A 26395-nucleotide genomic window follows, 5' to 3' on the forward strand; every position below is an offset into this window, starting at 1 on the left:
ATGCGCTTGCTCACCGCCCCGGGCAGGACACGGCCGACCGTCCGGTCCGCCGGACCCGGCTGCCGTCCCCACTGCCCAGAACACTACGCGCCACCACTGACAACGCCCCCGGATCGGCACGAGCACCGACGACGCACCGAATCAGCACGACCACTGACAGCGCTTCACATCAGTAAGACGCTCAACCCACCCTCGCGCGTTCCCGCCCGGCCAGAATCGTCTCCACCGTCTCCCCCACGGTCAGCTCGGAGGAGTCCACCCACAGCCCGATACGCGGCGTCCGTGCCCGCAGCTCGCCATCCAGCCGCTAGACCGTCCAGGCCCGGTAGCCCGTCTTCGCCCGCCCAGCACCACGTCCTGCACGACCGCCGTGAACCCGGCCTCCGCGCACGCGACCGCCGCGGCCGCCGACAGCCGGTACTGCAGCCGGAGTTGGGCCTCGCACTCGCCGCCATCGTCGCCGTCGCCGTCGTCGCCCGAGGCTCCGGGTTCGTACTCCACCCGTCCCGAGACGATCATCCGCCGGAACACGTCGCCCCGCACATGCGCCGCCCTCGGCAGCCTCTCGGCCGGCGCCTGCGCGACCGTCCACTCCGGCCGCCTCCCCCGCTGCAGCGGGGGCAGGCTCACTGCCCGGTCACCACCGCCGCCTGCGGCCGGATCGGCAGGCGGTTCACCGGGCGGCCCGTCGCGGCGCGTACGGCCGACGCGATGGCCGCCGGCGAGGTCACCACCGGCACCGCGCTCACCGCCTTCGCGCCGAACGGCGCGACCACGTCCCGCTCCTCGACCAGCTTCACGATCTGGATGTCGGGGGCGTCCAGGGCCGTCGGCAGCGAATAGCCGGTCAGATCGGGGTGGCGGATCAGGCCGCGTGCCGAGCGCAGGTTCTCCGTGAGCGCTATGCCCACGCCCTGCGTCACGCCCGCCTCGATGCGCGCCTCCAGCTGGGCCGGGTTCAGCACCCGGCCGACGTCCTGGGCGAGCGCCAGCTCGACCACGCGTACCGAGCCCAGCTCGATGTCGACGTCCACCACCGCGCGGATCGCGCAGAAGGACATGCCCACGAAGGCGTCGCCCTGACCGGTGTCGTTCAGCGGCTCGGTCGGGTGCGGGCGGCACTGGGCCGTCGCCCACAGTTCCTTGCCGTCCAGCGCCTCGGTGACGGTGGTCGACAGGACGCCGTCGTACGAGGTGATCTTGCCGTCGGTGATCTGGAGCAGCTCGGTGGACATGCCGAACTTGTGCGCCAGGGGCTGCAGCAGCTGCGTACGGACCATCTTCGCGGCCCGTTCCACCGCGCCGCCCGACACCCAGGTGTGGCGGCCGCGGCAGCCCGCGCCCGCCGGAGGCTGGTCGGTGTCGACGGGCGCCACGTGCACCTCGTCGATGCCGAGGGTCTCCTGGACGATCTGCCGGGCCAGCGTGGTGAAGCCCTGGCCGGTCTCCACGGCCGCGCACAGCACCGTCGCCACGCCGTCGTGGACCTTCACCGTCGCCGTGGAGACCTCGTCCGCGCCCTCGGCGCCGAGCATGTGCACCATGCCGATGCCGTAGCCGACGCCGCGCCGCACGGCACCCGGTTCGCCCGCGCCCTCGGGGCCGCCGGGCAGCAGCCACTCGTCCTCGGGCGTGTCCTTGGGGAGGGCGGGGAGCGGGTAGTCCCGTACGGCCTGCAGCAGTTCCGCCACGGGGGCCGGGCAGGTCACCGTCTGGCCCGTCGGGAGTACGTCGCCGGTGGCCAGGGCGTTGCGCAGGCGCAGCTCCGCCGGGTCCACGCCGAGCTTCTTGGCCAGCTTGTCCATCTGCGCCTCGTACGCGGCGCACACCTGCATGGCGCCCTCACCGCGCACGTGCCCGGAGGGCGGGTTGTTGGTGCGTACGGCCCAGCCCTCGATGAAGGCGTTCGGGACGACGTACGGACCGCAGGCGAAGGCGACCGCGGCGGCCAGGGCGTCGGAGGACGTGTCGGCGTAGGCGCCCGCGTCCAGCAGGATCTGCGCCTCGACCTTGACCAGCTTGCCCTCGGCGTCCGCGTGGTGGCGGTACCGGAGCAGGGTGGGGTGCCGGTGCGTGTGGCCGAGGAAGGACTCCTCGCGCGTGGCCGTCAGCTTCACCGGGCAGCCGGTCTTCAGCGCGAGCAGGCCGAGCGGGAGCTGGAAGCCCTGGTCCTCGCGGTCGGCGGTGGCGCCGGGGACGCCGGTGACGACGACCTTGACGCGTTCGGGTTCCAGGCCGTAGCAGGCGGCGGCCCGGTCGCGGTCGGTGTGCGGGTCGGTCGAGGCCAGGTAGAGCTCGACGCCGCCGTCGGGGCGCGGTACGGCGAGGCCCGCCTCGGCGCCGATGGGCGCGGGGTCCTGGCGGCCGATGCGGTACAGGCCCTCGACCACGAGGTCGCCGGCCGCGTCCGGGTCGCCGTGGCGCAGCGGGATGTGGCGGATCAGGTTGCCGTCGGGGTGCAGCGGCTCGGCCTCGAAGGCCTGCTCGGGGTCGGTCACCGGGTCGAGCACCTCGTACTCGACGATGACGGCCGCGGCGGCCAGGCGCGCGGTGTCGGGGTGGTCGGCGGCGACCGCGGCGATGGGCTCACCGTGGTGGCGTACGACCTCGGAGGCGAAGACGGGACGGTCGGCCTTGCCGCGGCCGAGCAGCGGGCTGCCCGGCACGTCCTCGTGCGTGACGACGGCCCGTACGCCGGGCATCTCGCGCGCGTGGGACGTGTCGATGGACGTGATGCGCGCGTGCGGGTGCGGCGAGCGCAGCACGGCCGCCCACAGCAGGCCCTCGGCCCACAGGTCGGCCGCGTACGGGAAGGTGCCCTCTGTCTTGGCGCGCGCGTCGGCGGCCGGCAGGGAGGCGCCGAGGCCGTGCGGGATCTGATCGGGGGCGGGGGCTGCCTCCGCGGCTGTGGTCGCGGTGGCGGCTTCGTTGCTCACGCCTGGCCTCCGTCCTGTCCGTACGGCTGGTCATGCGGTCCCCTGGCACCGCGCGGCTCGAACGCCGACGGGTTGACCCCGCCGGCTCCCGGGCCCGCCTGGTGAGGGATACGCGGCTCGTCGCCGTTCTGTTCGGAGTGGTCGGCCGCCGACTGCGCCTCGCGTTCGGCGACGACCTCCTTGACGGCCTCCACCACACCCCGGTAGCCGGAGCAGCGGCACAGGTTGCCGCACAGCGCCTGGCGGGTCTCCAGCTCGGTCGGCGCCGGGTTGCCCTCCAGCAGGTCGTGCACGGTCATCGCCATGCCCGGCACGCAGAAGCCGCACTGCACGGCGCCGCATCGCGCGAGTGCGCGCTGCACGTCCGAGGGCTGCCCGTCGGCGGCCAGGCCCTCGACGGTGCGGACCTCGGCACCGGCGGCGGTCACGGCGGGCACCAGGCAGGACGCGACGAGCCGTCCGTCGACCTGCACGTTGCAGGCCCCGCACTCGCCCTGCGAGCAGCCGTCCTTGGCGCCCGCGAGGCCGAGCCGCTCGCGCAGCACGTAGAGCAGCGACTCGCCGATCCAGGCGTCCGAGACGGGCCGGTCGGCGCCGTTGACGCGCAGGACGTAGGAGGCGAGGGGGTGTTCCTCGCCGGGAGGCGCCGGTACGTCGTCGGAGGCGGCCTGGGTGGCGTCCTCGGTGGCCTCCGCGGCGGAGTCGGCGCCCTCGGCGGGGGCGCTCTCCGCGGAAGCCTCTGCCGGGCCCTGAGCGGCCTCTGTGGCGCCCTGGGCGTCCGTGACGGCCTCACCGGCCCCGGGAGCGGCCTGTGAGGCCTCCGAAGCGCTTTCGGCGGAGTCCTCGGCCGAACCGGGCTCCACGCGCGCGTGCCCGTCCGCACCCGGCGCCGCGGGCCGGTTCCCGTCCGGGCCGAACCCGGCCGAGGCGGGCGGCTGCTCGTGCGAGTCCGGGACGAGCCGCTCGCCGGGCCGGCCACCGGGGTGTCCGGCGTGCTCGTCACCGGTGTGCGCTCCGGGCCGTTCCGGCTGTCCGGGCTCGCCGGGGACGTGCCCGGCATCGGCGGGCCGTCCGGGCGCGGTTCCCACCGCTTCCCCGGTCGCGCCGGCGGCCTGGGCCTGCTGCCCCCACGGCTCTCCGGTCGGCTGCGTCGCCCACGGTGCGGGCGCGCCGCCCGGCAGCGTGGCCGGAGGGGTTCCGCCCCACTGCTCGACCAGCGACGACGTGGTGAACTCGCCCGATTCGTCCGGAAGATCACCGTCGGCGACGGGAATCGACCACTGCCCGGTGACGTCGTGACCGGGCGTCGCGGCGGCCTCCGGGCCTGCCTGACCTGCCGCGGTCTCCGAGAAGTTCCACTGCTGGGTGGCCCCGGGGTTGTACGTGAACCGGTCGCCGCCGTCCTGCGGGGCGGCGTTCGGGTCGGGCCACTGGGCACCCTCGGCGGGCGTGCCCGCGACCGGCCAGCCACCGGTGGCCGCGGGGTCGGCGCCCGGGGCCGAGCCCGGCGCGAACGCTATCTGCGGCGGCACGTACCCGTGTCCGGGCGCGGCCAGCGGGGTGTCGGAGGAGGCCAGGAGGGCGTCGATGCCCCCTTCGGGGAGCTTGACGAAGGCGGTGGCGCCGTCGTCGTACTCGCCCTGGGGCAGCGGGTCCCAGCGGCCCGCGCCCTGGGGCGCGCCCTCTGCGTGCTGGTCGTCGGTCACGACAGCGCCCTCCCCAGTGCTCGTCGGGCCAGTGCGGCGACGGTGCGCCGCAGGTGCAGTACAGCGGGCGGATGCTGAGTCACGGTCCCGTCCTCGGCGGGGGTCGGGTCGGGGATGCAGGCCGCGGCGACGTACTCGCCGAAGGCGTGCAGGGCCTCCGGGACGATCGCGCGGTTGTTGTCCCAGTCGATCAGCTGGGCGACCCAGTGCTCGGCCTCCAGGGGCCTGAGCGGCATCGGCGCTATGGCGCCCACGGCGCACCTGACTCCGCGCCGGGCGGGGTCGAGCACGACCGCGACGGACGCCATGGAACGCCCCGGGCCGGTACGTCCGGTGGCCTTGAGGAAGACCTGCGGGGCGTGCAGCAGCGGCACGCGCACGTAGCCGATGAGTTCGCCGGCGCGCAGCATCTCCATGCCGGCCAGCAGGTGCGACACAGGGATCTCCCGGCGGGCTCCGCCCGGGCCCGCGATGATCAGGGTCGCTTCGAGTGCGGCGAGGACCGGCAGCGCGTCACCGTTCGGCGACGCCGAGGCGATGTTGCCGCCGAGGGTGCCCGCGTTGCGGATCTGCGGCGGCCCCGCGGCGCGCGCGGCGGCCGCGAGCGCCGGGATCAGGGCGGCGAAGTCGGGGCGGCCCATACGCGCGTGCGTGAGGCCGGCGCCGAGCAGAGCGTGACCGTCCTGGTACTGCCAGCCGCGGATCTCGCTGATCCGGCCGAGACCGACCAGCGCGGCGGGCCTGAGCTGTCCGGAGTTGACGGCGGCCATGAGGTCGGTGCCGCCCGCCACCGGCACGGCGGCGGGCATGGCGGTGAGCGCCGCCACGGCTTCGTCCAGCGTCGTGGGCAGCGTGACGGCCTGCGCCGCCTGCGGTGCGCTCGTGGTCAAACCGGCTGCCCCTTCCCGCTGCCCCACCTGGTCCCACCTGTGTTGCCGTACGGTACGTGCTGACAGGGCGGACGTGGCAACTCTGGCACATCTTCGCAGGACCCGAGGACAGGGGTCCGCTAGGAGGCATTCGCCCACCTCATCGGGGAGATGGTCCGTTTTCGTACGGCATCACCGGTGCGTGCCGATTGACACTCTTCGGTGACACCTTGCCGGTTTTTTCCATTACCTGTTCGGGGGCGGGCCGTCGATCGGTCGCCCGAGCACACCGGGGCGCCGCTGCCACGGCCGCGGTCCGGCCGGGGGACGGTAGGCGACCCCAAGGGCGTCAAGTCGCCGGTAATGGGCGGCCATCCGCCGCTCGAATCCGGTGAAGTCCCGTTCCGCCGGGGCGGGCAGGGGGCTCCACGCCACTTCGGCGAAGGCGGCGAGGCGCGGGAACGTCTGGTAGTCCACGCGCCCCTGGTCCTCCATCACCTCGGTCCACACGTTGGCCTGCGTGCCGAGCACGTGCCGGGCCTCGTCCGGCGTCAACTCCGCGGGAACGGGCTCGAACCGATAGACGTCCTCCAGGGTGCGGACGTAGCCGATGGGGACCGGCTCGTCCGCGCCTTCGTGCTGACGGTGGTCCAGGTACACCTGCTGCTCCGGACACATGACGACGTCGTGGCCCGCGCGGGCCGCCGCGATGCCGCCCGCGTACCCGCGCCAGGACGACACCGTCGCCCCCCGCGCGAGTCCGCCCTCCAGGATCTCGTCCCAGCCGATGAGCCGGCGCCCGCGCGCGGAGAGCCAGGTGTCGAAGTGGCCGATGAACCACGCCTGGAGCTCGTCCTCGTCCTTCAGCCCGAGTTCCCTGATGCGCGCCTGCGCGGTGGGCGACTGGCGCCACTGGTCCTTGAGGCATTCGTCGCCCCCGACATGAATGAACTCGGAGGGGAACAGCTCCAGGACTTCCTCGAAGACCCCCTCGTAGAAGCGCAGGGTGTTGTCAGTGGGGGCGAGTACGTTCGGATTGATCCCCCAGGTGTCCCAGACGGAGAGGGCCGAGGTGTCGATGACGTCGGAGTTGCCGAGTTCCGGATACGCGGCGATGGCCGCCTGCGAGTGTCCCGGTACGTCGATTTCGGGGACGACGGTGATATGGCGCTCGGCGGCATACGCGACGATCTCGCGGATGTCGTCCTGGGTGTAGAAGCCACCGTGCGGCTTGTCGTCCCAGAGCGGCGAGGCCCGATGGCCGAATTTCGTGCGCGCCCGCCAGGAGCCGACCTCGGTGAGCCGGGGGTACTTCTCGATCTCGATGCGCCAGCCCTGGTCGTCCGTCAGATGGAAGTGGAAGACGTTGAGTTTGTGGGCGGCCAGCAGGTCGAGGTAGCGCAGGACTCCGTCCTTGGGCATGAAGTGCCGGGCCACGTCGAGCATGAGGCCGCGCCAGCGGAATCGGGGGGCGTCCCGGATCTCGGTCAGGGGCAGCCGCCACGTCCGGCCGGGAAGGGGTGCGCGCCGGAAGGCGTCGGGGCCGAGGAGCTGGCGCAGTGTCTGGGCACCCCAGAAGACACCGGCGGGCGAGCCGCCCTGGATGTGCACGCCATGGGGGGCGATGACGAGGCGGTATTCCTCGGCGTCGAGGCCTGGCCGGACGGACAGATGCAGGACGTCGTACTCGTCCCCCTTCTTGGGCGGCAGCGCGAACCCGGTCGCCGCGCCGAGCGTCGCGCGCAGCCGGCGCGCGGTGTCCTCGGTGCCCGGCCCAGCCTCGATCCCGAAGCCGTCGCCGAGTTCGTAGAAGCCCTCGGCCCGCTCCATCTGGCGAGGTGCCGGAATGAGATCCATGGATGATCAGACCCTTCAGTCCTTGACCGCGCCGCCGAGCCCGGACACCAGGCGCCGCTGTACGAGTACGAAGAAGACCAGTACCGGAATGGTCATCACGGTCGAGGCCGCCATCACCCCGCCCCAGTCCGGCTCGTCCGGCTTGTAGAAAACGAGCAGGGCCATCGGGAGGGTGGACTGCGAGGTGTCGCTGATGATGAAGGACTTGGCGAACAGGAAGTCGTTCCAGGCCGAGATGAACGAAAACACGCTCGTGGCCACGAGCCCCGGGAAGACCAGCGGGAAAAGGATCTGCCACAGGAATCGCGACCGGCTCGCCCCGTCGATGTACGCGGCCTCCTCCAGCGCCTCCGGAACGGCCTTCACAAACCCCCGCAGCATCCAGATCGCGAACGGCAGCGAGAAGGCGATGTGGGGCAGGATCAGCGAGCCGAGCGTGTTCAGTTGGCCGAAGTCCCGCATGAGGAAGAACAAGGGGATGGTGAGGGCCTCCACGGGGACCATCTGGGCCACCAGAAACATGATCAGCAGGGTGGTCCGCAGGCGGAACCGGAATCGGGTCACCGCGGTCGCCGCCAGAAACGCGATCAACGCCGAGACGATCACGACAGTGCACGCGACGACAAGGCTGTTGAGGAAGTAACGGCCGAATTCGTTCTGCTCGAAGACCCGCCGGAAGGAATCCAGGGAAGGCGCGAGCGTCCACGGCCGCGGCTCGCTCGACTCGATCTCCCCGGCCGGTTTGAAGGCGCTGAGCACCATCCAGTACAGCGGAAACGCGACCACCACGGCGATCAGCAGCGCGGACGTCTCCGCGAGCAGCCGCCAGGGACGCCGTACGAAACTCAGGGAAGTCACGGACCTCACGAACCTCACAGCTCCTCCCCCTGCCTGCGCAGCAGCCGCAGATAGCCGAGCGTCACCGCCAGCAGGATCAGCAGCATCACCACGCCGATCGCCGAGCCCAGGCTGTACTGCGAGGACGCGAACGCCTTCTGGTAGGCGTACACGTTCAGCACCAGGTTCTGGCCCGCGATGCCGCCGCCGTTCGTCATGACGTAGATCTGTGTGAAGACCTTGAAGTCCCAGATCACCGACTGGATGGTGACGACCACCAGGATCGGCCGCAGCATCGGCGCCAGCACCGACCGCCAGACCCGCCACTGCGAGGCGCCGTCCAGTTCGGCGGCCTCCAGCACCTCGGCCGGTACGGCGCGGATGCCGGCGTACACCGTCACCATCACGAACGGGAAGGAGCACCACACCACTTCGAGCAGGACGAGGAAGAAGGCGCTGAACCGCCCGTACGTCCACGAGTGGTCACCGAGTCCCAGCACCCGGTTCACCGGGCCGAAGTCCGGGTCGAACAGGAACAGCCACACCGTCGACCCGGTGATGGCGGGCGTCGCCCACGCCCCCAGCGCGGCCAGCATCAGTGCCAGCCGCGGCACGGCACGCACGCGCGTGAGCAGCACGGCGAGCGCACAGCCCACGGCGAGCGTCGACACGACGCAGGCCGCCGCGAAGACGACGGTCGCCCCCAGCACCTGCCAGAACTGGTCGTCGCCGAACAGCTCCGCGTAGTTCCCCAGCCCCTGGAAGCTCGTCGGCTCCCCACCGCTGACCTGCGCCTGGGTGTACTGGAAGAACGAGATCAGCCCGAGCTGGTAGATGGGGTAGGCGAGCAGCCCGCCGAGGACGACGAGGGCAGGGGCGAGATAGAGCCAGGGGGTCCAGGACGGCTTCGTACGAGGACTCACAGGCTCAACCCATGGAGGCGAACGCGTCGTTCATCTTCTTCGCCGCGTCCGCCGAGGCCGCCGCCACGTCCTTCTTGCCGCTGATGACCTCCTGGAACATCGTCGGCAGAACGAGCGAGGAGTCGATCTGCGCCCACGCGGGCGACGCGGGGACGAACTTGGTGCCCGCGGAGAGCGTCTGCGCGAACGGCTCGACGTACGGCTCCTTGGCCGCGACCTGCTGACGCACGTCGGAGAAGGTGGGCAGGAACCCCATCGCTTCGAACATCGAGGCCTGCGTCTTCTTCGAGGTGAGCTGTTCCATCAGCTCGACCGCCAGCGTCCGGTGCGACGTGCTCTTGAGCACACCGATGTTGTTGCCCCCGGCGAACGCCGGCGCGACGGACCCCGCCCGCACGCCCGGCAGCGGCACGACCGCGTACTTGCCCTTCACCTTCCCGGCCTCCACCGCGGTGTGACTGAAGTCGCCGCCGATCGCCATGCCCGCCTTGCCGGCCGCGAACGCGGTCACGGTGTCGTTGCCGCCCATGCCGGCGCACTTGGCGGCGGGACAGTTGTCGTCGCTGAAGAGGGACGTGTACGCCTTGATGCCCTTCTGGGCCGCCGCGCTGTCGATCGCCGAGGCGTAGCTGCCGCCCTTGCCCTCGGCTATCTCACCGCCGTTGGCCCAGACGAAGGGCATCGCGCCGTACGTGTAGGCGCCGCCCACCACGAGGCCGTACAGCTCGGGCTCGGCGGCGCGGATCTTGCGGGCGGTCGCCGCCAACTCGTCCATGGTCTTGGGGACTTCCAGGCCGAGTTCCTCGAAGACGTCGGTCCGGTAGTACAGGGCGCGGACCCCGACGTAGAAGGGAGCGCCGTAGATCTTGCCGTCCACGGTGACGGACTGCCTGGCCGTGGGGTCGGTGTCCTTCGTCTCGCTCCAGGCGCCGAACTCCTTGGTGACGTCGAGGAGTCCGCCGTCCTTCACATAGCCGGCGGTGTCGGTGTTGCCGTACTCCATCACGTCGGGCGCGGACTTCGGGTCGTTGAAGGCGGCCTTGACGCGCTGGGCGCGGGTCTCGATCGGGATGTACTCGATGTCGACCTTCGTGCCCTCGTGATCCTTCTCGAAGGCGGTGACGACGGAGTCGACGACCTTCTCCTTCGGCTTGTTGCCGACTTCCTGGAAGAGCCAGACCCGCAGCGTGCCGGTCTTCTCGTCCTTGTCGGAGGAGGAGTTACTGGAAGTCTGGGGGGCGCAGGCGGTGATGACCGCTGCCGCCGCCAGGAGTGCGGCGAGTCGCGAGGGAAGCTTCATGGAGTGTTCCTCCGAGCGTTGCGTTGCAACATATGCAATGACTATTCCACCCTGTACAACGCATCGGAGCCTAGGGACTACATGAACATGTCCACAAGAGGTCTCAACCACTTCGTGACACGCAAAGGCCCCCGGGGTGCGCCGAACAGCGCCCCGGGGGCCTCGCGAAACTCAGGTCGAAGGCAGGGTTACTTCTTGTCGCCGCCCTTGCCCTTGTCGTCCCCACCTGCACCCATGGACTCGTAGATCTCCTTGCACATGGGACACACCGGGTACTTCTTCGGGTCGCGGCCGGGCACCCAGACCTTGCCGCAGAGCGCCACGACGGGGGTGCCGTCGAGGGCGCTCGCCATGATCTTGTCCTTCTGGACGTAATGGGCGAAGCGCTCGTGGTCGCCGTCGCCGTGGGACACCTGTGGCGTCGGCTCTACGAGGGTCCCCGTACCAGTCCCGCGCTCGGGCTCGAGAGTGCTCATAACGCCAAGAGTACTGAAGCTCACATGTTTCAGTTGAGCGAAGGGTCGTCCGGGTAGGTGGCCACCATCGCGAGCTCGTTGCGCTGGCGGCGCAGCACCTCGCGCCACAGCCGTTCCGGGGACGGCGAGGAGACGTCGCCGGGCTCGGACTCGACGACGTACCAGGCGCCCTCCACCAGCTCGTCCTCCAGCTGGCCGGGTCCCCAGCCGGCGTACCCGGCGAAGATTCTCAAGGACCCGACGGCCGAGGCGAGCAGCTCCGGCGGGGCCTCCAGGTCCACGAGCCCGATCGCGCCGTGCACCCGGCGCCAGCCCAGCGGGGCGCTCTCGCCGTTCGCATCACCGGGGATGACAGCGACACCGAGGGCCGAGTCCAGGGACACCGGGCCGCCCTGGAAGACGACACCGGGTTCGCCGGCGAGGTCCGCCCAGCCCTCCAGGATGTCGCCCACGTCCACGGGGGTCGGACGGTTGAGGACGACACCGAGGGAGCCCTCCTCGTCGTGGTCGAGAAGGAGCACCACCGCGCGGTCGAAGTTCGGGTCCGCCAGGGCGGGCGTTGCCACGAGCAGCCGCCCTGTGAGCGAGGACACCTCGGTCATGCCAGACATGATCCCGCATCTTCCCTTCGTGTGGGGAGGCAATGGCGGTTCGGGAGTGAATGCAGCTCAGGGCGGAAAGAAGCAGGATCGGGCGCACGACGGCGATGGTCACCGCTTGTGCCCGACGGCGAACGGTTCGTGTTGTGACAGAGCTATGACGTTCCTGAGCCGTCCTCGGGCTTACAGAAGGGGGGTCGGCGGCGATTACCCTTTCCCTTCTGGCCCCTGCCCAACTCATCGGAACGCGAGATACATGACCGTCAACGACGATGTCCTGCTTGTCCACGGCGGAACCCCGCTGGAGGGCGAGATCCGTGTCCGCGGTGCGAAGAACCTCGTACCGAAGGCCATGGTCGCCGCCCTGCTGGGCAGCGCGCCAAGTCGACTGCGCAACGTGCCGGACATCCGTGACGTGCGTGTCGTAAGAGGCCTGCTGCAGCTGCACGGGGTCACGGTCCGTCCGGGTGAGGAACCCGGCGAGTTGGTGATGGACCCCTCCCACGTGGAGAGCGCGAACGTCGCTGACATCGATGCCCACGCTGGTTCGAGCCGCATCCCGATCCTGTTCTGCGGCCCCCTGCTCCACCGCCTCGGCCACGCCTTCATCCCCGGCCTCGGCGGCTGCGACATCGGCGGCCGTCCCATCGACTTCCACTTCGAGGTGCTGCGGCAGTTCGGCGCGCGCATCGAGAAGCGGGCGGACGGGCAGTACCTGGAGGCTCCGCAGCGGCTGCGCGGCACGAAGATCCGGCTGCCGTACCCGTCCGTCGGCGCGACCGAGCAGGTGCTGCTGACGGCGGTGCTCGCGGAGGGCGTCACCGAGCTCTCGAACGCGGCCGTGGAGCCGGAGATCGAGGACCTCATCTGCGTCCTGCAGAAGATGGGCGCCATCATCGGCGTGGACACCGACCGCACGATCCGCATCACCGGTGTGGACTCGCTCGGCGGCTACAACCACAAGGCCCTCCCGGACCGTCTGGAGGCCGCCTCGTGGGCGTCCGCGGCGCTGGCGACCGAGGGCAACATCTACGTCCGCGGCGCGCAGCAGCGCTCGATGATGACGTTCCTCAACACCTACCGGAAGGTGGGCGGTGCCTTCGAGATCGACGACGAGGGCATCCGTTTCTGGCACCCCGGTGGCCAGTTGAAGTCCATCGCCCTCGAAACGGATGTGCACCCGGGCTTCCAGACGGACTGGCAGCAGCCGCTGGTGGTGGCCCTGACGCAGGCGACGGGCCTGTCGATCATCCACGAGACGGTCTACGAGTCCCGCCTCGGCTTCACCTCCGCGCTGAACCAGATGGGCGCCCACATCCAGCTCTACCGCGAGTGCCTCGGCGGCTCCGACTGCCGCTTCGGCCAGCGCAACTTCCTGCACTCCGCGGTCGTCTCGGGCCCCACCAAGCTCCAGGGCGCCGACCTCGTCATCCCCGACCTGCGCGGCGGCTTCTCGTACCTCATCGCGGCCCTGGCGGCCCAGGGGACTTCGCGGGTGCACGGCATCGACCTGATCAACCGTGGCTACGAGAACTTCATGGAGAAGCTCGTGGAGCTCGGTGCCAAGGTGGAGTTGCCCGGCAAGGCACTGGGGTAGCTCCCGGCACGGCCGGCGTTCGCGGCCGTTGACAAGTGAAACCACGATGGGGCGGCACCCGAGAACCGGGTGCCGCCCCATCGGCGTTCTACAAGCCGCACACCGTCCCGTGGTGTACAGACGGCAAGGTCACTTGCCCTTGGCGGCTTCCTTGAGCTTGCTGCCCGCGGAGACCTTCACGCTGTAGCCGGCCGGGATCTGGATCGGGTCGCCGGTCTGCGGGTTGCGGGCGGTGCGAGCGGCACGGTGGGTGCGCTCGAAGGTCAGGAAGCCGGGGATGGTGACCTTCTCGTCGCCCTTGGAGACGATGTCGCCGACGACCTCGGCGAAAGCGGCCAGCACGGCGTCGGCGTCCTTGCGGGTCACCTCGGCGCGGTCGGCCAGCGCGGCCACCAGCTCACTGCGGTTCATGTTGTTACTCCCGTGTTCTTTTTGCCGTTGAGGCGTGCCACGCGGCGGAGCCGCATATCGGGCACAGCGAAGTCGATGCTGCCAGGGCCCTGGGACAGTCCCCGGACCCGGGTCCGTCGTCAGACCCTCGCGCCCAGAGACGCATCCTGCCCCTACCTGCGGCGGGAAAGCCAATCCGGCGCCCGGAGGAGTCGTGAGAACACCCGTGGGAGTCACACGAAGAGAGGGCCTGAGCTTGGCCGTCACGATAAACGCCGTTTCAAGGCCCTTGGTTCCACGACGCGCCGTTACAAGGGCTTGCCGTGGCGATCCTCACAGCCCACGCACACTTTTCGGGGCTGTGAGGCGCCGAACCCAGGTGATTACTCGGCCGACGGCACCGCGGACGCCGCCTTCGCCGCCTCCCGCACCGCCCCGGCGACCGCGCCCGCGACCTTGTCGTTGAAGACGCTCGGGATGATGTAGTTCGGGTTCAGCTCGTCCTCGGTCACCACGTCCGCGAGCGCCTTCGCGGCCGCGAGCATCATGTCGGTGTTGACCGTGCGGGACTGGGCGTCCAGCAGACCGCGGAAGACACCCGGGAAGACCAGCACGTTGTTGATCTGGTTCGGGAAGTCGGAGCGGCCCGTGGCCACAACTGCGGCCGTCTGACGGGCGATTGCGGGCTCGACCTCGGGGTCCGGGTTCGCGAGCGCGAACACGATGGCGTCGTCGGCCATGGCGGCCACGTCGTCGCCGTCGAGCACGTTCGGGGCGGAGACGCCGATGAAGACGTCCGCGCCGCGCACGGCCTCCTTCAGCGTGCCGGTCAGGCCCTCGGGGTTGGTGTTGTCGGCGATCCAGCGCAGCGGCGAGTCGGTCGCGGCGTCCACCAGGTCCTCGCGGCCGGCGTGCACGACACCGTGGATGTCGGCGACGACGGCGTTCTTCACGCCCGCGGCGATGAGCAGCTTGAGGATGGCCGTACCGGCCGCGCCCGCGCCGGACATGACGACGCGGATGTTCTCGATCGCCTTGCCCGCGACACGAAGTGCGTTGGTCAGGGCGGCCAGGACGACGATCGCCGTGCCGTGCTGGTCGTCGTGGAAGACGGGGATGTCGAGGGCCTCGCGCAGCCGTGCCTCGATCTCGAAGCAGCGGGGGGCGGAGATGTCCTCGAGGTTGATGCCGGCGAACCCGGGGGCGATCGCCTTGACGATCTCGACGATCGCGTCGGTGTCCTGGGTGTCGAGGCAGATCGGCCAGGCGTCGATGCCGGCGAACCGCTTGAAGAGGGCCGCCTTGCCCTCCATGACGGGCAGCGCGGCCTTCGGGCCGATGTTGCCGAGGCCCAGCACCGCCGAGCCGTCCGTCACGACCGCAACGGAGTTGCGCTTGATGGTGAGGCGGCGGGCGTCCTCGGGGTTCTCGGCGATGGCCATGCAGACCCGGGCCACACCCGGCGTGTAGATCATGGACAGGTCGTCACGGTTGCGGATGGGGTGCTTCGACGCCATCTCGATCTTGCCGCCGAGGTGCATCAGGAACGTACGGTCGGAGACCTTGCCGAGCGTGACGCCCTCGATGTGACGGAGCTGCTCGACGATCTCGTCGGCGTGCGCGGTCGAGGTGGCCGCGATGGTGACGTCGATGCGGAGCTTCTCGTGGCCGGACGCGGTCACGTCGAGGCCGGTCACCGAGCCTCCGTGGGACTCGACGGCTCCGGTGAGCTGGGAGACCGCGGTTCCGCTCGCGGGCACCTCCAGCCGGACCGTCATCGAGTAGGAGACGCTGGGCGCCGTTGCCATGGCCGACTTCCTCTGCTTTCACCGTGTAACGCTGGGTACGCCGTCCGATCGTCGCACCTACCGCCGAGTAGGGGTTAGCCGGGCTTGAATTGCGAACGTATTGTTCGCCACGCCTTCTCATGAGAAGGGACCCACGTCACATGGTGACGTGGGTCCCTTCTCTACGTTCATGACACCGACCCGCCATGCTCGCCTCGCGGCAAGTGGTCGCTCGTAGCGACGAAGGTTGGGCCCGGGGGCTTGGATCGAGCCGGTGCCACACCCAGGCTAACAAACGGATCCCGTAAGGCCATTCCCGTACCGGTGGTTCATCCGGATCAATCTCGAAGGAGGTCGGGCACCCCGGTGGTGTCCGGCTCGTCCCGCTCCGCCGATACGACCGTGAGCTGCTGGGTGGCCCGGGTCAGCGCGACGTACAGCACCCGCAGCCCGGCCGGTGACTCGTCCGCGATCTCGGCCGGGGAGACGACGACCGTCGCGTCGTACTCCAGGCCCTTCGCCTCCAGGCTGCCGAGCGCCACGACCCGGTCGCCGAGCCCGGCCAGCCACTTGGCCGCCTCCTCGCGGCGCTGCATGGCGACGACCACGCCGACCGTGCCGTCGACCTGGTCGAGCAGCCGGGCGGCCTCTTCGCGGACGGTCTGCGCAAGGGAGTCGCGCACGACCGTGCTGTGTCCATTGTTCGTTGTCACAAAACGGGGTTCGACACCCGTGGAGCGCACCGCCGACGGTGACGTGGAGCCCGGCATGGCGAGCGCCAGCACCTTCGCCGCGAGTTCAGCGATCTCGGCCGGGTTGCGGTAGTTCACGGTGAGCTGGAAGCGGCGGCGCGGGCGGGTGCCGAGGGCCTCGTCGCGGGCCTCGGCGGCCTCGTCCACGTCGGACCAGGACGACTGGGCCGGGTCGCCGACGACCGTCCACGTGGCGTGCCGGCCCCGGCGCCCCACCATCCGCCACTGCATCGGCGTGAGGTCCTGGGCCTCGTCGACGATGACGTGGGCGTACTCGGTGCGCTCGGCCGCCAGCCGCTCGGCGCGCTCGCGCTGCGACTCCTCGCGCACCGGCATCAGCTCCTCCAGGCCGCTGAGCTGGTCGAGCGGGTCCAGCTCGCGCTTCTTCCTCGGGCGGGCCGGGGTGCCGAGGATCGCCTGGAGCTCGTCGAGCATGGCGATGTCGTGCACGGAGTGGCCGTCCCGCTTCAGCGAGCGGGCCACCTTGCGGATCTCGCCGGGGTTGAGGATCCGGCGGGCCCAGCGGCCGAGCCGGCGCTCGTCGGCCATCGCGTCCAGGACGGCCTTCGGAGTCAGCTCCGGCCACCAGGCGTCGAGGAAGCCGATGAAGCTGTCCTCGGAGATCACGTCCTCGTCGAAGGAGGAACGCAGTTCGGCGGCCAGTTCCGGGTCGGTGTGGCGGGAGGCGCCGCCCGACTTCGCCCACAGGGCGTCGAGCAGCAGCTTGCGGGCGCGCGGGCGCAGCAGGTTCACGGGGGCGGTGCCGCCGAGGGCGGTCCGGCGGATACGTTCCAGCGCGTCGGCCTCCAGCTCCAGGCGGCGCCCGAAGGCGACCACGCGCAGCCGGGTGGGAGGTCCGGCGGAGGTCTGGGCGGGTGAGTCGGCCTCGTCCTCGCCGAAGGCGAGCTGACCCGTGCCGTTCGCCCCGGCGGCACCGGCGGCGGGCCGGCCGGGAGTGGCCCGGCCTCCCGGCCCCAGCTCCAGCGCGCCCCGCGCCGCCTTCCGCAGCACCTTGAGCATGCGGTACGAGCCCTTGGCGCGGGCCACGGCCGGTGAGTCGTACAGCGTGGCCTCGGCCCCGTCGACGAGCGAGCCGATCGCGCGGATGGCGACCTGGCCCTCCTCGCCCAGGGAGGGGAGCACGCCCTCGGTGTACGCCACCAGCAGCGGGGTCGGCGAGACGATCAGGATGCCGCCCGCGTACCGGCGCCGGTCCTGGTAGAGCAGGTAGGCGGCGCGGTGCAGGGCGACGGCGGTCTTGCCGGTGCCGGGACCGCCCTCGACATACGTCACCGAGGCGGCGGGGGCGCGGATGACCAGGTCCTGCTCGGCCTGGATGGACGCCACGATGTCCCTCATGGTGTGGCTGCGGGCCTGCCCGAGGGCGGCCATGAGGGCGCCGTCGCCGATGACGGGCAGCTCGTTCCCGCCGAGGAACGCCTTGAGCTCGGGGCGCATGAGGTCGTCCTCGACGCCCAGCACGCGGCGCCCCTTGGAACGGATGACCCGGCGCCGTACGACCCGCCCGGGATCGACCGGGGTGGAGCGGTAGAAGGGCGCCGCGGCCGGGGCCCGCCAGTCGATGACCAGCGGGGCGTAGTCCTGGTCGAGCACACCGATACGGCCGATGTGCAGGGTCTCGGCGATGTCGGCGGTGTTGTCGTCGCGGACGGCGCCCTCGGCGGGCTCGACCGCGGTGTAGGCGCCGTCGGGCCCCTTCTTGCCGTCCTTGCCGAGCAGCAGGTCGATACGGCCGAAGAGGAAGTCCTCGAACTCGTTGTTGAGCCGGTTGAGGTGGACGCCCGCCCGGAAGACCTGCGCGTCCCGCTCGGCGAGGGCGCCGGGCGTACCGACCTGGCCGCGCTTGGCCGCGTCGTTCATCAGGAACTCGGCCTCGTGGATCTTCTCCTCGAGGCGCCGGTACACCCGGTCCAGGTGTTCCTGTTCGACGCCGATCTCTCGGTCTCTCCGGGAGTCTTCGAGCGCGGTTTCCTGTTGAGCCTGAGCGGCCACCGGGCCCCCTTCTGACGTGCTGGGCAGCCGTCAACCGTACGCGAAGGGGACCCGGAAAAGCTACGGCGACTACACGTCGACGTCGGCCAGCTTCTTTCCGTCGAAGGTCATGACCTCGATGTGGTCGACCTCGTCGGGAGCCATGGACACGCCGCCGCTGACGTAGAGCGGGTTCCTGGCCTGCTCGGTCTTGGCGTCCGGGATGCCGTAGCCCCACTTCGGGACGGACCAGGAGGCGGCCGTCTCGCGCTCGCCGTCCTTGCTGACGAAGATCAGGGAGCACTTGAGCGGACCCTTGACGCCCTTGAGTTCGAGGGCCGTCTCGGTGCCCCAGAGCTTCTCCTGCAGGGCGACGGTCGCGCTGACACCGGTCGTCGAGTCGTTGCCCGAGACCTTGTTCTTGATGCTGGTGAACAGTTCCTTGGCGGGGTTGGCCGCCGTCACGACCCGGTTCCCGCCGTCGCCGCCGTCGCCGTCGCCGCTGCCGTTGGTCGCCACGGCCACGAACGGCCCGCCGACGATCAGCGCGGCCGCCGCGGCCACCATGTAGAAGCTGCGCCGGCGCTTCTGGGCACGGCGCTCGGCGACCTCGTCGACGAGCTTGTTGACCAGCCGCGGGCTGGGCTTCGCCGACAGGGACTCGCCGATGGCGGGCGTGCCGGAACCGGGCAGGTCCGCGAGCGCGGCCAGCATCGGCTCCATCCCGGCGAGCTCGTCCAGCTGCTGGGCGCACCATTCGCAGGTCGCGAGGTGTGCTTCGAAAGCGGTTGCCTCAGCGTCGTCGAGGATCCCGAGGGCATAGGCGCCGACGGTCTCGTGCTCGCTCGGAACCGGATGTCCCTGCATGGGTCCAGACATACCCGAACCGCCCATCCCGAATCCCTGGTTTCCCCCGTAAACACTCATCACGCCGTCACCCCCCGCTCCTCCAGAGCCAGCTTCATCGACCGCAGGGCATAGAAGACCCTGGAGCGGACGGTGCCGCTGGGTATGCCCAGCGTCTCGGCCGCCTCGTTGACGGTACGTCCCTTGAAGTACGTCTCGACCAGCACCTCCCGGTGGGCAGGAGTCAGGTCGTCGAGTGCGTCCGACAGCGTCATCAGCCACAGCGCCTTGTCGATCTCGTCCTCCGCGGGGATGACCTCCAGCGGCGACGGATCGACCTCCTGCGGCCGGGCCTGCCGGCTGCGGTGGCCGTCGATGACGATGCGCCTCGCGACCGTCACCAGCCAGGGGCGTACCGATCCGGTCGCTCGATTGAGCTGTCCGGCGTTCTTCCAGGCACGGATGAGCGTCTCCTGCACGACGTCCTCTGCTCGTTGCCGATCACCGGCGACCAGTCGAAGGACATACGCAAGGAGGGGTCCGGCGTGCTCTCTGTACAGCGCACGCATCAGCTCCTCATCAGGTTCCGAGGGCTGGGACATGCGATGTCGGGCCCTCGATCCACGTTCATTGGCCACGACGGAATCCTTGCGCACGCCCACCTCCGATGTCCGGGGGTTCCCCCAGTCGGTCGCTCGACCACCCGTACGGAAGCGGCCCTTTGAGCGTTCAAAGTGAGGCGACAGTTTTCTGTGGAGTGACGTGACGAGCGGGACATGGCAGCACATTCCCACCGTGCGATCTTTACATTTCCACCACATCGGCAAGATCGAGCCCGTGCTTCCCTACGGGTGCGTAGGTAAACGAGGTGTAATCGAAATCACTTCGACAGCCCACGCACACAAGCCGCATAACGGACTGTCAGGCTCGGGTGAGAGCGGCGCGACGGCGATGCCGGGCGACCCTTTCGCGGTTCCCGCAGACCTCACTGGAACACCAGCGCCTCCTGCGCCCCCGGGACGTATCGAGATAAACGATCGGACAGTTGTCGCCCTCGCACTCCCTCAGCCCGGCCCGCGCGACCGGATCGGTGAGCAGCTCCAGCACGTCCCGGGCGACGGCCCCGAGCAGGGCGGCACACTCGGGCGGATGATCCAACTCCCGCACGAGGGTGCCGTCTTCACCGCGTACGGCGCGGGGTGCCGGGGGCGCGGCGAGAGCGATGTCGTTGACCTGCCCGAGCGCGATGTCGTACGACGGCCAGGGCTCGGGATGGAGACCGCCTCGCACCAACTGTCCGATACGTCCGCGCAGTTCGCGGAAGGCCACGAGCCAGGAGGCGTCCGCGTGGGCGAGCGGCGTGCCCGGTGGGACGAGCCCCGCCCCGGCGATCCAGGCGCACAACACCTCGACGGAGTCGAACCGTTCCTCGGGGTGCGTGGTCGCGAGGAGGTCCAGACAGATCCGTCCGGCGTCGAACCGCAGCTCGTACGCGTCCGTGACCGTACCCAGTGCCATGTGCCTGTCACCGCCTAGGGGTCACCCCGGTCAGGAGGGGTCGGTGAGATGCCGTGAGGAGGGCTGGGGGAACCGTTCCCTCTAACAGTGCCTGCCCGCTCGCGGAGCCGGAACCCCTCGTACCGGTGGTTGGCGCTGGACGACCGCGTATGGAGCTGCGCGTGACGGCCATGTTCGGGCGGCGTTCACGCCCGTTGACTGAAGGACATGACACGAAACGACACGATCGCCGGAACCGTACTGGGCGCGGCCACCGTCGCGATGGGCCTGATCGCCGGGAGCTTCTACGTCTTCGCGTGCGCGGTGATGCCCGGGCTGGCGCGCAGTGACGACCGGGTCTACGTCGAGGTCATGCGCGACATCAACGAGGTGATCCAGAACCCGGTGTTCTTCCTGAGCTTCCTCGGGGCGCCGGCGCTGACGGCGGTGTCGGCGTGGCAGCTGCGTGGGGAGCCGTACCGGTGGTGGGTGCGGGTGGCACTGGCGGCGTACGCGCTCGCCTTCCTCGTCACGGTCGCCTTCAACATCCCGCTCAACGACGGGCTGGAGGGGGCCGGCGATCCGGCTGCTCTGCGGGAGGAGTTCGAGGGACCGTGGGTGGCGTGGAATGTGGTGCGGGGGGTTTTGTCGACGGTGGCGGTGGGGTGCTTGGGGCGGGCGCTGGTGGAATACGGCCGCTCTCGGCGCCGGTCAGTTGATCTCAGCCCGTCCGGGGCCCCCTCTGGGGGAGTTTGAGGACGAGGCCGTTCAGGCCGATGGGGGGTCCAGGGGGCGAAGTCCCCTGGCGGGGTCGAAGAGGCGGAGCCCCTGGAGAGGGGACGGGTAGGGGCGGCGGGGGCGAAACCAGCTCAGACGTCCGCGTACTTCGCGTCGGCGGCAGGGTCCAACGCCAGCCGATACCCCCGCTTCACCACCGTCTGGATCAACTTCGGCGCCCCAAGAGCCGTCCGCAGCCGAGCCATGGCCGTCTCGACCGCATGCTCATCGCGCCCGGCACCCGGCAACGCCCGCAGCAGCTCCGATCGGGCCACCACCCACCCGGGCCGACGGGACAGAGCCCGCAGCAGGGACATACCCGCCGGCGGTACGGGCCGCAGCGCCCCGTCGACCAGCACCGCATGACCGCGGATCTCCACCTGGTGCCCGGCGATCGGCAGCGACCGGGCCCGGGCGGGCAGCTCCTGGCACAGCAGCTGGACCAGCGGACCGAGCCGGAACCGCTGAGGCTGCACCGTGTCGACCCCGCGGGCCTGCAACGGCAGCGCGGTGACCGGACCGACGCAGGCCGGAAGGACGTCGTGGTTGAGGGCGGCGAGCACCTCGGGAAGCAGCCCGCGTTCCTCGGCCCGCGACAGCAGGGACGCCGCGGCCGGGGCGCTGGTGAGGGTGAGCGCGTCCAGGCCGCGGGAGACCGTGGCGTCCAGCAGACGGTCGACCGGCCCGATGTCCTCCGGCGGCAGCCACCGGTACACCGGCACCCCGAGCACCTCCGCTCCCCCGACCCGCAGCGCCTCCACGAACCCGGGCAGCGGCTCACCGTGCAGCTGGACGGCGATACGGCGCCCGTCGACACCCTCCTCCAGCAGCCGGTCCAGCACCTCGGCCATGGACTCGCTGGACGGCGACCAGTCCTCGGTCAGCCCCGCGGCCCGTACCGCACCCTTGACCTTCGGCCCGCGCGCGAGGATCTCGACCCCGCGCAGCCGTTCCAGCAGGTCCTCGCCCAGCCCCCACCCGTCGGCGGCCTCGATCCAGCCCCGGAAGCCGATCGCGGTGGTGGCGACCACGACGTCGGGCGTCCGCTGGATGATCTCCTTGGTGGCGGCGAGCAGCTCGCTGTCGTCGGCGAGCGGCACGATCCGCAGGGCGGGGGCATGCAGAACCGCGGCGCCGCGACGCTGAAGCAGCGCCCCGAGCTCGTCGGCCCGGCGCGCGGCGGTCACACCCACGGTGAACCCCGCGAGCGGCCCGTGTTCCGGTTGCTGCTGTTCGTCGTACATAACTCTCGTCCCGCACTCGAGTTGTGGTACTTGCGCCAGGTGTTTGCACCGAGGGAGTTCCTGACTTCACCCAGGGTGGTCGAACCTGCATGCCGATCGAGCCTGTCAACGGTGCGTGACAGGCTCGGTTCGGCTTCATGTCGGCAGTGTTACGTCACACTTCGGCGTAGCTGAGCTGCGGCTTTGCCTCGGTCGCCGATGTGGCGTGAGTCTCGGAGGCGGCCGGGCGGCGAAGGTATACGGCCCAGGTGACCGCGAAGCAGAGGCCGTAGAAGGCGAGGAAGGCGACGAAGGCGCCGGTCCCGGAGCCCACGGTGAGGAAGGACTGGCGGAAGGCGAGGTTGATGCCGAGGCCGCCGAGCGCGCCCACCGCGCCGATCAGGCCCATGGAGGCGCCGGAGAGCCGGCGGCCGTAGGAAGCGGCCTCCTCACCGGTGAGCCCCTTGGCGGCGGCCTTCGCCTGGAAGATGCCGGGGATCATCTTGTACGTCGAGCCGTTGCCGAGGCCGGTCAGCACGAACAAGGCGATGAACGCGGTGGTGAACAGCGGCAGCGACTCCTGCATCGAGGCCACGATGATGACCGTGGTCGCGGCGGCCATGGCGACGAAATTCCACAGCGTGATCTTCGCGCCGCCGTAGCGGTCGGCGAGCCAGCCGCCCACAGGGCGGATCAGGGAGCCCAGCAGCGGGCCGATGAAGGTGACGTAGGCGGCCTGGAGCGGCGTACGCCCGAACTGCGTCTGGAGGACCAGACCGAAGGCGAAGGAGTAGCCGATGAAGGAACCGAAGGTGCCGATGTAGAGGAAGGACATGATCCAGGTGTGGGCGTCCTTCACGGCGTCCTTGGCGGCGCCGGTGTCGTTCTTCACGGACGAGATGCTGTCCATCTTCAGCCAGGCGAGGACGGCGGCGATCACGATGAACGGGATGTAGATCCCCAGCAGGACGCGCGGGCCGGCGCTGGCGCCGATGACCGCGAGACCGACGAGCTGTACGACGGGCACACCGATGTTGCCGCCGCCGGCGTTGAGTCCGAGCGCCCAGCCTTTCTTCCGGAGCGGGAAGAAGGCGTTGATGTTGGTCATGCTGGAGGCGAAGTTCCCGCCGCCGACACCGGCCAGCATCGCGCACAGCAGGAACGTGGTGAACGAGGTCCCCGGCTCCATCACGGCGAACGCGGCGATCGTCGGCAGGAGCAGCATGCTGGCCGAGATGACCGTCCACATCCGGCCACCGAAGATGGCGACGGCGAAGGTGTAGGGCACGCGGACGATGGCGCCGACCAGCGTGGCCATCGAGACGATGAAGAACTTGTCGGCGGGGGTGAGCCCGTACTCCGGCCCCATGAAGAGCACCATCACGGACCACAGGGTCCAGATCGAGAACCCGATGTGCTCGGAGAGGACGGAGAAGAAGAGGTTCCGGCGGGCGATCTTCTCACCGGTCTCGTTCCAGAACGCCTCGTTCTCGGGGTCCCAGTGGTCGATCCAGCGGCCTCCCCTGCTCGCGGCGGGGGCTGTGCTAGGGGCTGTCATGACGCCTCCACGGTCTTCGGGGCTCGGTCGCGCTTGAGTGGCTGGTCCCGAAGGTAGGGAGGGCGCGTTTCCGGTCTGTGGCACCGGGTGACCGGAAAGGAACTTTGCTCTCACCCGGCGGGGAGGGCGGGTGAGAGGTTGTGTTGGTCGTCCCTATATAAGGGCGAGATATGGGGACGGGATGCGGGACGAGGGTGGGACTGGATGCGGGGCGGGATGTAAGGGACACCCGGTGGTGGATATAGAGGATATAGGGGCACGAAGAGAACGCCGCCGTGTCAGCGTTGCGGGGGCTGCCAGTGGGGGTTCTGCTGCGGGTGGGGCGGCTGAGGCGGCTGGGGGCTCTGCTGCGGGGGGTAGGGCTGGGGCTGGCCGTACGGCGGCTGGGGCTGGGGCTGCTGCGGCGTGCCGTACGGGCCCTGAGGCTGGGGAGCGCCGTAGGGACCCGGTGCGGGCTGGTTGCCGTACGGGCCGGGGGCGGCGGGCTGCGCGGGGTAGGCGCCCGGCGCGGCAGGCTGAGCGGGATACGCACCCGGCGCGGCAGGCTGTGCAGGATACGCACCCGGCGCCGCGGGCTGGCCGTACGGCCCGGGGACCTGCTGCCCGTAACCGGCCGGGGCGCCCGGCGCGGGGGCGGGGGCCGGGGCCTGGTTGCCGTACGGTCCGGCCGCGAACGGGTTGCCGTGCCCCGGCAGCTGTCCGCCGGGCGGCAGATAGCGCACCCGCCCGGTCTCGTCGGTGATCGGCGCGAACCCGGCGGCCTGCAGCCGGGCCGCGAACTTGGCGTTGCGCTTGCGGTTGACCGCGAAGCCGATGCCGATGATCGCCATGAAGATCACCCACACGATGACCGCCGTGATCCAGGCAGCGGCGTCCGCGCCGAGCCGCACTCCGAGGACCCCGGCGCCGACGGTGAGGCCGATGGCCCCGTAGGCCATCCGCTTCTCGGCGTTCTTGCCGGTGAGGTCGAAGTTGATACGGGCCTTGAGGAGTTCGAAGGCGTCGGGCACGAGGGGCGGTACGGACACCCCGTCGCTCGCGTTCGGGTACTGCGCCCAGTTCTGGCCGGCGCGGGCGCGGGCCTGGGGGCTGGGGTCGGGCGCGATCAGCATGACGAGCGCGTTGTTGCGCCCGGCGCTCTGCCGTACGTCCACGTACTCGTACCCGAACTGCTGGGCGATGAAGGCCAGCCGGGCGAGCTTCTTCACGGAGGCCAGGGGGCTGGTGAGCTCGACGGGCTCACAGCTCGCCATCAACCGCAGCATCTTCTGTACTTGCCGCTTGCTCATCGCCGTCCGCTCCCCACCGGCCACCTGGGCCGCTCGGCCCCTCGGGCCACCCCGTTCACCTGCGCAACCCGGTCAGTGTTCCATGGGGGTCTGCCAGTCGGAACCTGGGTGGGCGTGCTTCACAGGGTCTTGGTGGGACTTTGCCGGGGGAATGCTGGGCAGCCGCCGCTACGGCTGTGCGCGAGCGTCATCACGCTGCCACCGTCCAAGGACTGACCAAGGTCCTCCGCTTCCGCCTGGCCAGCGGCTGAGCAGTGGGTTACTGAGGAATGGCCCACTTTGCAGCCTTGGGCGCGCCATTGGGTCCCCACACAGCCAGGGCGGGCCGTGCGCTGCGGGCGCCCAGGAAGTCGATGGTGCCCTCGGCGCACTGGCCGGGCTTCAGCACAATGTCATTGCTCGGGAAAGCAGTCTTGGGATCGGGGGCCTTCATCTTGATGGTGTTCACTTCGCCCGTCGGCCTGATAAGCGCGATGAATCTCCGATAGACGGTGATCGGCGTGCCGGCAGTGCTGCAGATACGGACTTTCACCTGGTCGTATCGAAGGTTCTCATCCGCCGGGCTGGGCGGCTTGTGTTGCTCGTAGGCCAGCACCGCTGTTGTGCCGGTGGCCTTCGCACCGCTGCGTGTTGTGCTGGTCCACTGCCATGCCTCGCCGAGAGCCATCGGCCTGTCCGGGGGCGCGGAATAGGTGAGGCCTGCAGCGGTTTGCGGATCGTCGGCGCTCGGCTCATCTGCTTGCGCAGGTGTAGGCACTGAAGCCGACTTCGTCTTCTGTGCGGTACCGCTGACAACATCGGCTGTACCACTACAGGCAGCGACGGCGGCGCAGAGCAGGCCGACGGACAATGCTGCGGTGATGGTGCGCATGCTTCCCCCCGAGCAGTCGTCCACTTGAGTGGAAACTGGTCTAATTCTTCGAACGGGCAGGCTTCAACGAACTCGGCAGCCCGGAAATCCAGACCGTTACATCGTAAGAGATATCGGATGCTGAACCACTGACCACCACTCGATGCCGTCGGCTCTGGGGAATCTGTCACGGGGCTTCAACCTTGCGAGCGCTACGAATGCGTATCGCTCGCCCAGTCAGTTCCCGCGACACCATTCGGAGAATTAAAATCCACCGAACATAAATCCCAGCATCGGTCCAGCTTGACCCGACTTCGGGATTCTGGGCGGTGAA

Annotated in this window: 21 protein-coding genes and 1 pseudogene; 2 read left to right on the forward strand and 20 right to left on the reverse strand. The window is 70.1% G+C overall.

All coding sequences use genetic code 11. The annotated features are described in order from the left end of the window. Positions 1-181: 181 nt before the first annotated feature. The 10 genes and pseudogenes from EJ357_RS17655 to EJ357_RS17700 form a co-directional block, all read right to left on the reverse strand. Positions 182-630, reverse strand: a pseudogene (locus EJ357_RS17655) (phosphotransferase). Further along, positions 627-2936, reverse strand: a complete 2310-nt coding sequence (locus EJ357_RS17660) for a xanthine dehydrogenase family protein molybdopterin-binding subunit (RefSeq protein ID WP_126392594.1) — start codon at positions 2934-2936, stop codon at positions 627-629. Before EJ357_RS17660 ends, EJ357_RS17655 begins: the two are co-directional and overlap by 4 nt. Beyond that, on the reverse strand, positions 2933-4642 hold the full coding sequence (locus EJ357_RS17665; protein WP_126392595.1) for a 2Fe-2S iron-sulfur cluster-binding protein: 1710 nt from the start codon (positions 4640-4642) through the stop codon (positions 2933-2935). The genes EJ357_RS17660 and EJ357_RS17665 overlap by 4 nt, the downstream gene beginning before the upstream one ends. Beyond that, on the reverse strand, positions 4639-5532 hold the full coding sequence (locus tag EJ357_RS17670) for an FAD binding domain-containing protein (RefSeq protein WP_126392596.1): 894 nt from the start codon (positions 5530-5532) through the stop codon (positions 4639-4641). Before EJ357_RS17670 ends, EJ357_RS17665 begins: the two co-directional genes overlap by 4 nt. A gap of 225 nt (positions 5533-5757) precedes the next feature. After that, positions 5758-7368 (reverse strand): beta-N-acetylhexosaminidase, encoded by a 1611-nt coding sequence (locus EJ357_RS17675; protein WP_126392597.1) that lies wholly within the window; start codon positions 7366-7368, stop codon positions 5758-5760. Between the two features lie 15 nt (positions 7369-7383). Next, positions 7384-8217: a carbohydrate ABC transporter permease gene (locus tag EJ357_RS17680; protein ID WP_407698521.1), complete on the reverse strand. Its 834-nt coding sequence runs from the start codon at positions 8215-8217 to the stop codon at positions 7384-7386. 23 nt (positions 8218-8240) lie between these two features. Further along, entirely contained in the window at positions 8241-9128 is an 888-nt protein-coding gene (locus tag EJ357_RS17685) for a carbohydrate ABC transporter permease (protein ID WP_126392599.1), read from the reverse strand. A 4-nt stretch (positions 9129-9132) separates the two neighbouring features. Next, the gene (locus tag EJ357_RS17690; protein WP_126392600.1) at positions 9133-10428 is read right to left on the reverse strand and encodes an extracellular solute-binding protein; all 1296 of its coding nucleotides are present in this window, start codon (positions 10426-10428) and stop codon (positions 9133-9135) included. 188 nt (positions 10429-10616) lie between these two features. Next, positions 10617-10904 carry a DUF3039 domain-containing protein gene (locus EJ357_RS17695; protein WP_031478284.1) on the reverse strand — a complete coding sequence of 96 codons (288 nt, stop codon included), beginning with the start codon at positions 10902-10904 and terminating at the stop codon, positions 10617-10619. A gap of 29 nt (positions 10905-10933) precedes the next feature. Beyond that, positions 10934-11506: a YqgE/AlgH family protein gene (locus EJ357_RS17700; RefSeq protein ID WP_030054423.1), complete on the reverse strand. Its 573-nt coding sequence runs from the start codon at positions 11504-11506 to the stop codon at positions 10934-10936. 253 nt (positions 11507-11759) lie between these two features. Between EJ357_RS17700 and murA the strand changes: the two genes are divergently transcribed. Continuing rightward, positions 11760-13100 carry a UDP-N-acetylglucosamine 1-carboxyvinyltransferase gene (gene murA / locus EJ357_RS17705; protein ID WP_126392601.1) on the forward strand — a complete coding sequence of 447 codons (1341 nt, stop codon included), beginning with the start codon at positions 11760-11762 and terminating at the stop codon, positions 13098-13100. 129 nt (positions 13101-13229) lie between these two features. Here the strand turns inward: murA and EJ357_RS17710 are convergent, their stop codons facing one another. The 6 genes from EJ357_RS17710 to EJ357_RS17735 form a co-directional block, all read right to left on the reverse strand. Continuing rightward, positions 13230-13511: an HU family DNA-binding protein gene (locus EJ357_RS17710; protein WP_004000874.1), complete on the reverse strand. Its 282-nt coding sequence runs from the start codon at positions 13509-13511 to the stop codon at positions 13230-13232. Positions 13512-13873: 362 nt separating this feature from the next. Further along, a complete protein-coding gene (locus tag EJ357_RS17715) occupies positions 13874-15298 on the reverse strand; it encodes an NAD-dependent malic enzyme (RefSeq protein WP_126392602.1) in 1425 nt (474 codons plus the stop codon). 317 nt (positions 15299-15615) lie between these two features. After that, entirely contained in the window at positions 15616-18042 is a 2427-nt protein-coding gene (locus EJ357_RS17720; RefSeq protein ID WP_126392603.1) for a HelD family protein, read from the reverse strand. A 69-nt stretch (positions 18043-18111) separates the two neighbouring features. Beyond that, complete coding sequence (locus EJ357_RS17725) at positions 18112-18948, reverse strand: anti-sigma factor family protein (RefSeq protein ID WP_126392604.1); 837 nt, start codon at positions 18946-18948, stop codon at positions 18112-18114. Continuing rightward, complete coding sequence (locus EJ357_RS17730; RefSeq protein ID WP_010039908.1) at positions 18948-19469, reverse strand: sigma-70 family RNA polymerase sigma factor; 522 nt, start codon at positions 19467-19469, stop codon at positions 18948-18950. Before EJ357_RS17730 ends, EJ357_RS17725 begins: the two co-directional genes overlap by 1 nt. A gap of 319 nt (positions 19470-19788) precedes the next feature. Beyond that, the gene (locus EJ357_RS17735; protein ID WP_126392605.1) at positions 19789-20385 is read right to left on the reverse strand and encodes a CGNR zinc finger domain-containing protein; all 597 of its coding nucleotides are present in this window, start codon (positions 20383-20385) and stop codon (positions 19789-19791) included. A 207-nt stretch (positions 20386-20592) separates the two neighbouring features. Here EJ357_RS17735 and EJ357_RS17740 point away from each other — a divergent pair, with 207 nt between their 5' ends. Then, positions 20593-21120 carry an anthrone oxygenase family protein gene (locus EJ357_RS17740; RefSeq protein WP_126392606.1) on the forward strand — a complete coding sequence of 176 codons (528 nt, stop codon included), beginning with the start codon at positions 20593-20595 and terminating at the stop codon, positions 21118-21120. A gap of 113 nt (positions 21121-21233) precedes the next feature. Here EJ357_RS17740 and EJ357_RS17745 read toward each other — a convergent pair whose 3' ends face one another. From EJ357_RS17745 to EJ357_RS17760, 4 genes are all read right to left on the reverse strand, one after another. Next, positions 21234-22385: a uroporphyrinogen-III synthase gene (locus tag EJ357_RS17745; RefSeq protein WP_126392607.1), complete on the reverse strand. Its 1152-nt coding sequence runs from the start codon at positions 22383-22385 to the stop codon at positions 21234-21236. 154 nt (positions 22386-22539) lie between these two features. Continuing rightward, positions 22540-23922 (reverse strand): nitrate/nitrite transporter, encoded by a 1383-nt coding sequence (locus EJ357_RS17750; protein ID WP_126392608.1) that lies wholly within the window; start codon positions 23920-23922, stop codon positions 22540-22542. Positions 23923-24200: 278 nt separating this feature from the next. Continuing rightward, positions 24201-25211 carry a hypothetical protein gene (locus tag EJ357_RS17755; protein ID WP_126392609.1) on the reverse strand — a complete coding sequence of 337 codons (1011 nt, stop codon included), beginning with the start codon at positions 25209-25211 and terminating at the stop codon, positions 24201-24203. Positions 25212-25470: 259 nt separating this feature from the next. Next, on the reverse strand, positions 25471-26082 hold the full coding sequence (locus EJ357_RS17760; protein WP_126392610.1) for a hypothetical protein: 612 nt from the start codon (positions 26080-26082) through the stop codon (positions 25471-25473). Between the last annotated feature and the right edge of the window lie 313 nt (positions 26083-26395).

It is taken from the genome of Streptomyces cyaneochromogenes (assembly GCF_003963535.1).
GTDB classification, from domain to species: domain Bacteria; phylum Actinomycetota; class Actinomycetes; order Streptomycetales; family Streptomycetaceae; genus Streptomyces; species Streptomyces shaanxiensis.

What these genes read in the sequence shown, in the direction of transcription:
- EJ357_RS17675 (WP_126392597.1), bottom strand. Translation starts at nt 7,368, where the DNA reads ATGGATCTCATTCCGGCACCTCGCCAGATGGAGCGGGCCGAGGGCTTC.
- EJ357_RS17690 (WP_126392600.1), bottom strand. Translation starts at nt 10,428, where the DNA reads ATGAAGCTTCCCTCGCGACTCGCCGCACTCCTGGCGGCGGCAGCGGTC.
- EJ357_RS17695 (WP_031478284.1), bottom strand. Translation starts at nt 10,904, where the DNA reads ATGAGCACTCTCGAGCCCGAGCGCGGGACTGGTACGGGGACCCTCGTA.
- EJ357_RS17700 (WP_030054423.1), bottom strand. Translation starts at nt 11,506, where the DNA reads ATGACCGAGGTGTCCTCGCTCACAGGGCGGCTGCTCGTGGCAACGCCC.
- murA (WP_126392601.1), top strand. Translation starts at nt 11,760, where the DNA reads ATGACCGTCAACGACGATGTCCTGCTTGTCCACGGCGGAACCCCGCTG.
- EJ357_RS17710 (WP_004000874.1), bottom strand. Translation starts at nt 13,511, where the DNA reads ATGAACCGCAGTGAGCTGGTGGCCGCGCTGGCCGACCGCGCCGAGGTG.
- EJ357_RS17715 (WP_126392602.1), bottom strand. Translation starts at nt 15,298, where the DNA reads ATGGCAACGGCGCCCAGCGTCTCCTACTCGATGACGGTCCGGCTGGAG.
- EJ357_RS17725 (WP_126392604.1), bottom strand. Translation starts at nt 18,948, where the DNA reads ATGAGTGTTTACGGGGGAAACCAGGGATTCGGGATGGGCGGTTCGGGT.
- EJ357_RS17730 (WP_010039908.1), bottom strand. Translation starts at nt 19,469, where the DNA reads ATGTCCCAGCCCTCGGAACCTGATGAGGAGCTGATGCGTGCGCTGTAC.
- EJ357_RS17735 (WP_126392605.1), bottom strand. Translation starts at nt 20,385, where the DNA reads ATGGCACTGGGTACGGTCACGGACGCGTACGAGCTGCGGTTCGACGCC.
- EJ357_RS17740 (WP_126392606.1), top strand. Translation starts at nt 20,593, where the DNA reads ATGACACGAAACGACACGATCGCCGGAACCGTACTGGGCGCGGCCACC.
- EJ357_RS17745 (WP_126392607.1), bottom strand. Translation starts at nt 22,385, where the DNA reads ATGTACGACGAACAGCAGCAACCGGAACACGGGCCGCTCGCGGGGTTC.
- EJ357_RS17750 (WP_126392608.1), bottom strand. Translation starts at nt 23,922, where the DNA reads ATGACAGCCCCTAGCACAGCCCCCGCCGCGAGCAGGGGAGGCCGCTGG.
- EJ357_RS17755 (WP_126392609.1), bottom strand. Translation starts at nt 25,211, where the DNA reads ATGAGCAAGCGGCAAGTACAGAAGATGCTGCGGTTGATGGCGAGCTGT.
- EJ357_RS17760 (WP_126392610.1), bottom strand. Translation starts at nt 26,082, where the DNA reads ATGCGCACCATCACCGCAGCATTGTCCGTCGGCCTGCTCTGCGCCGCC.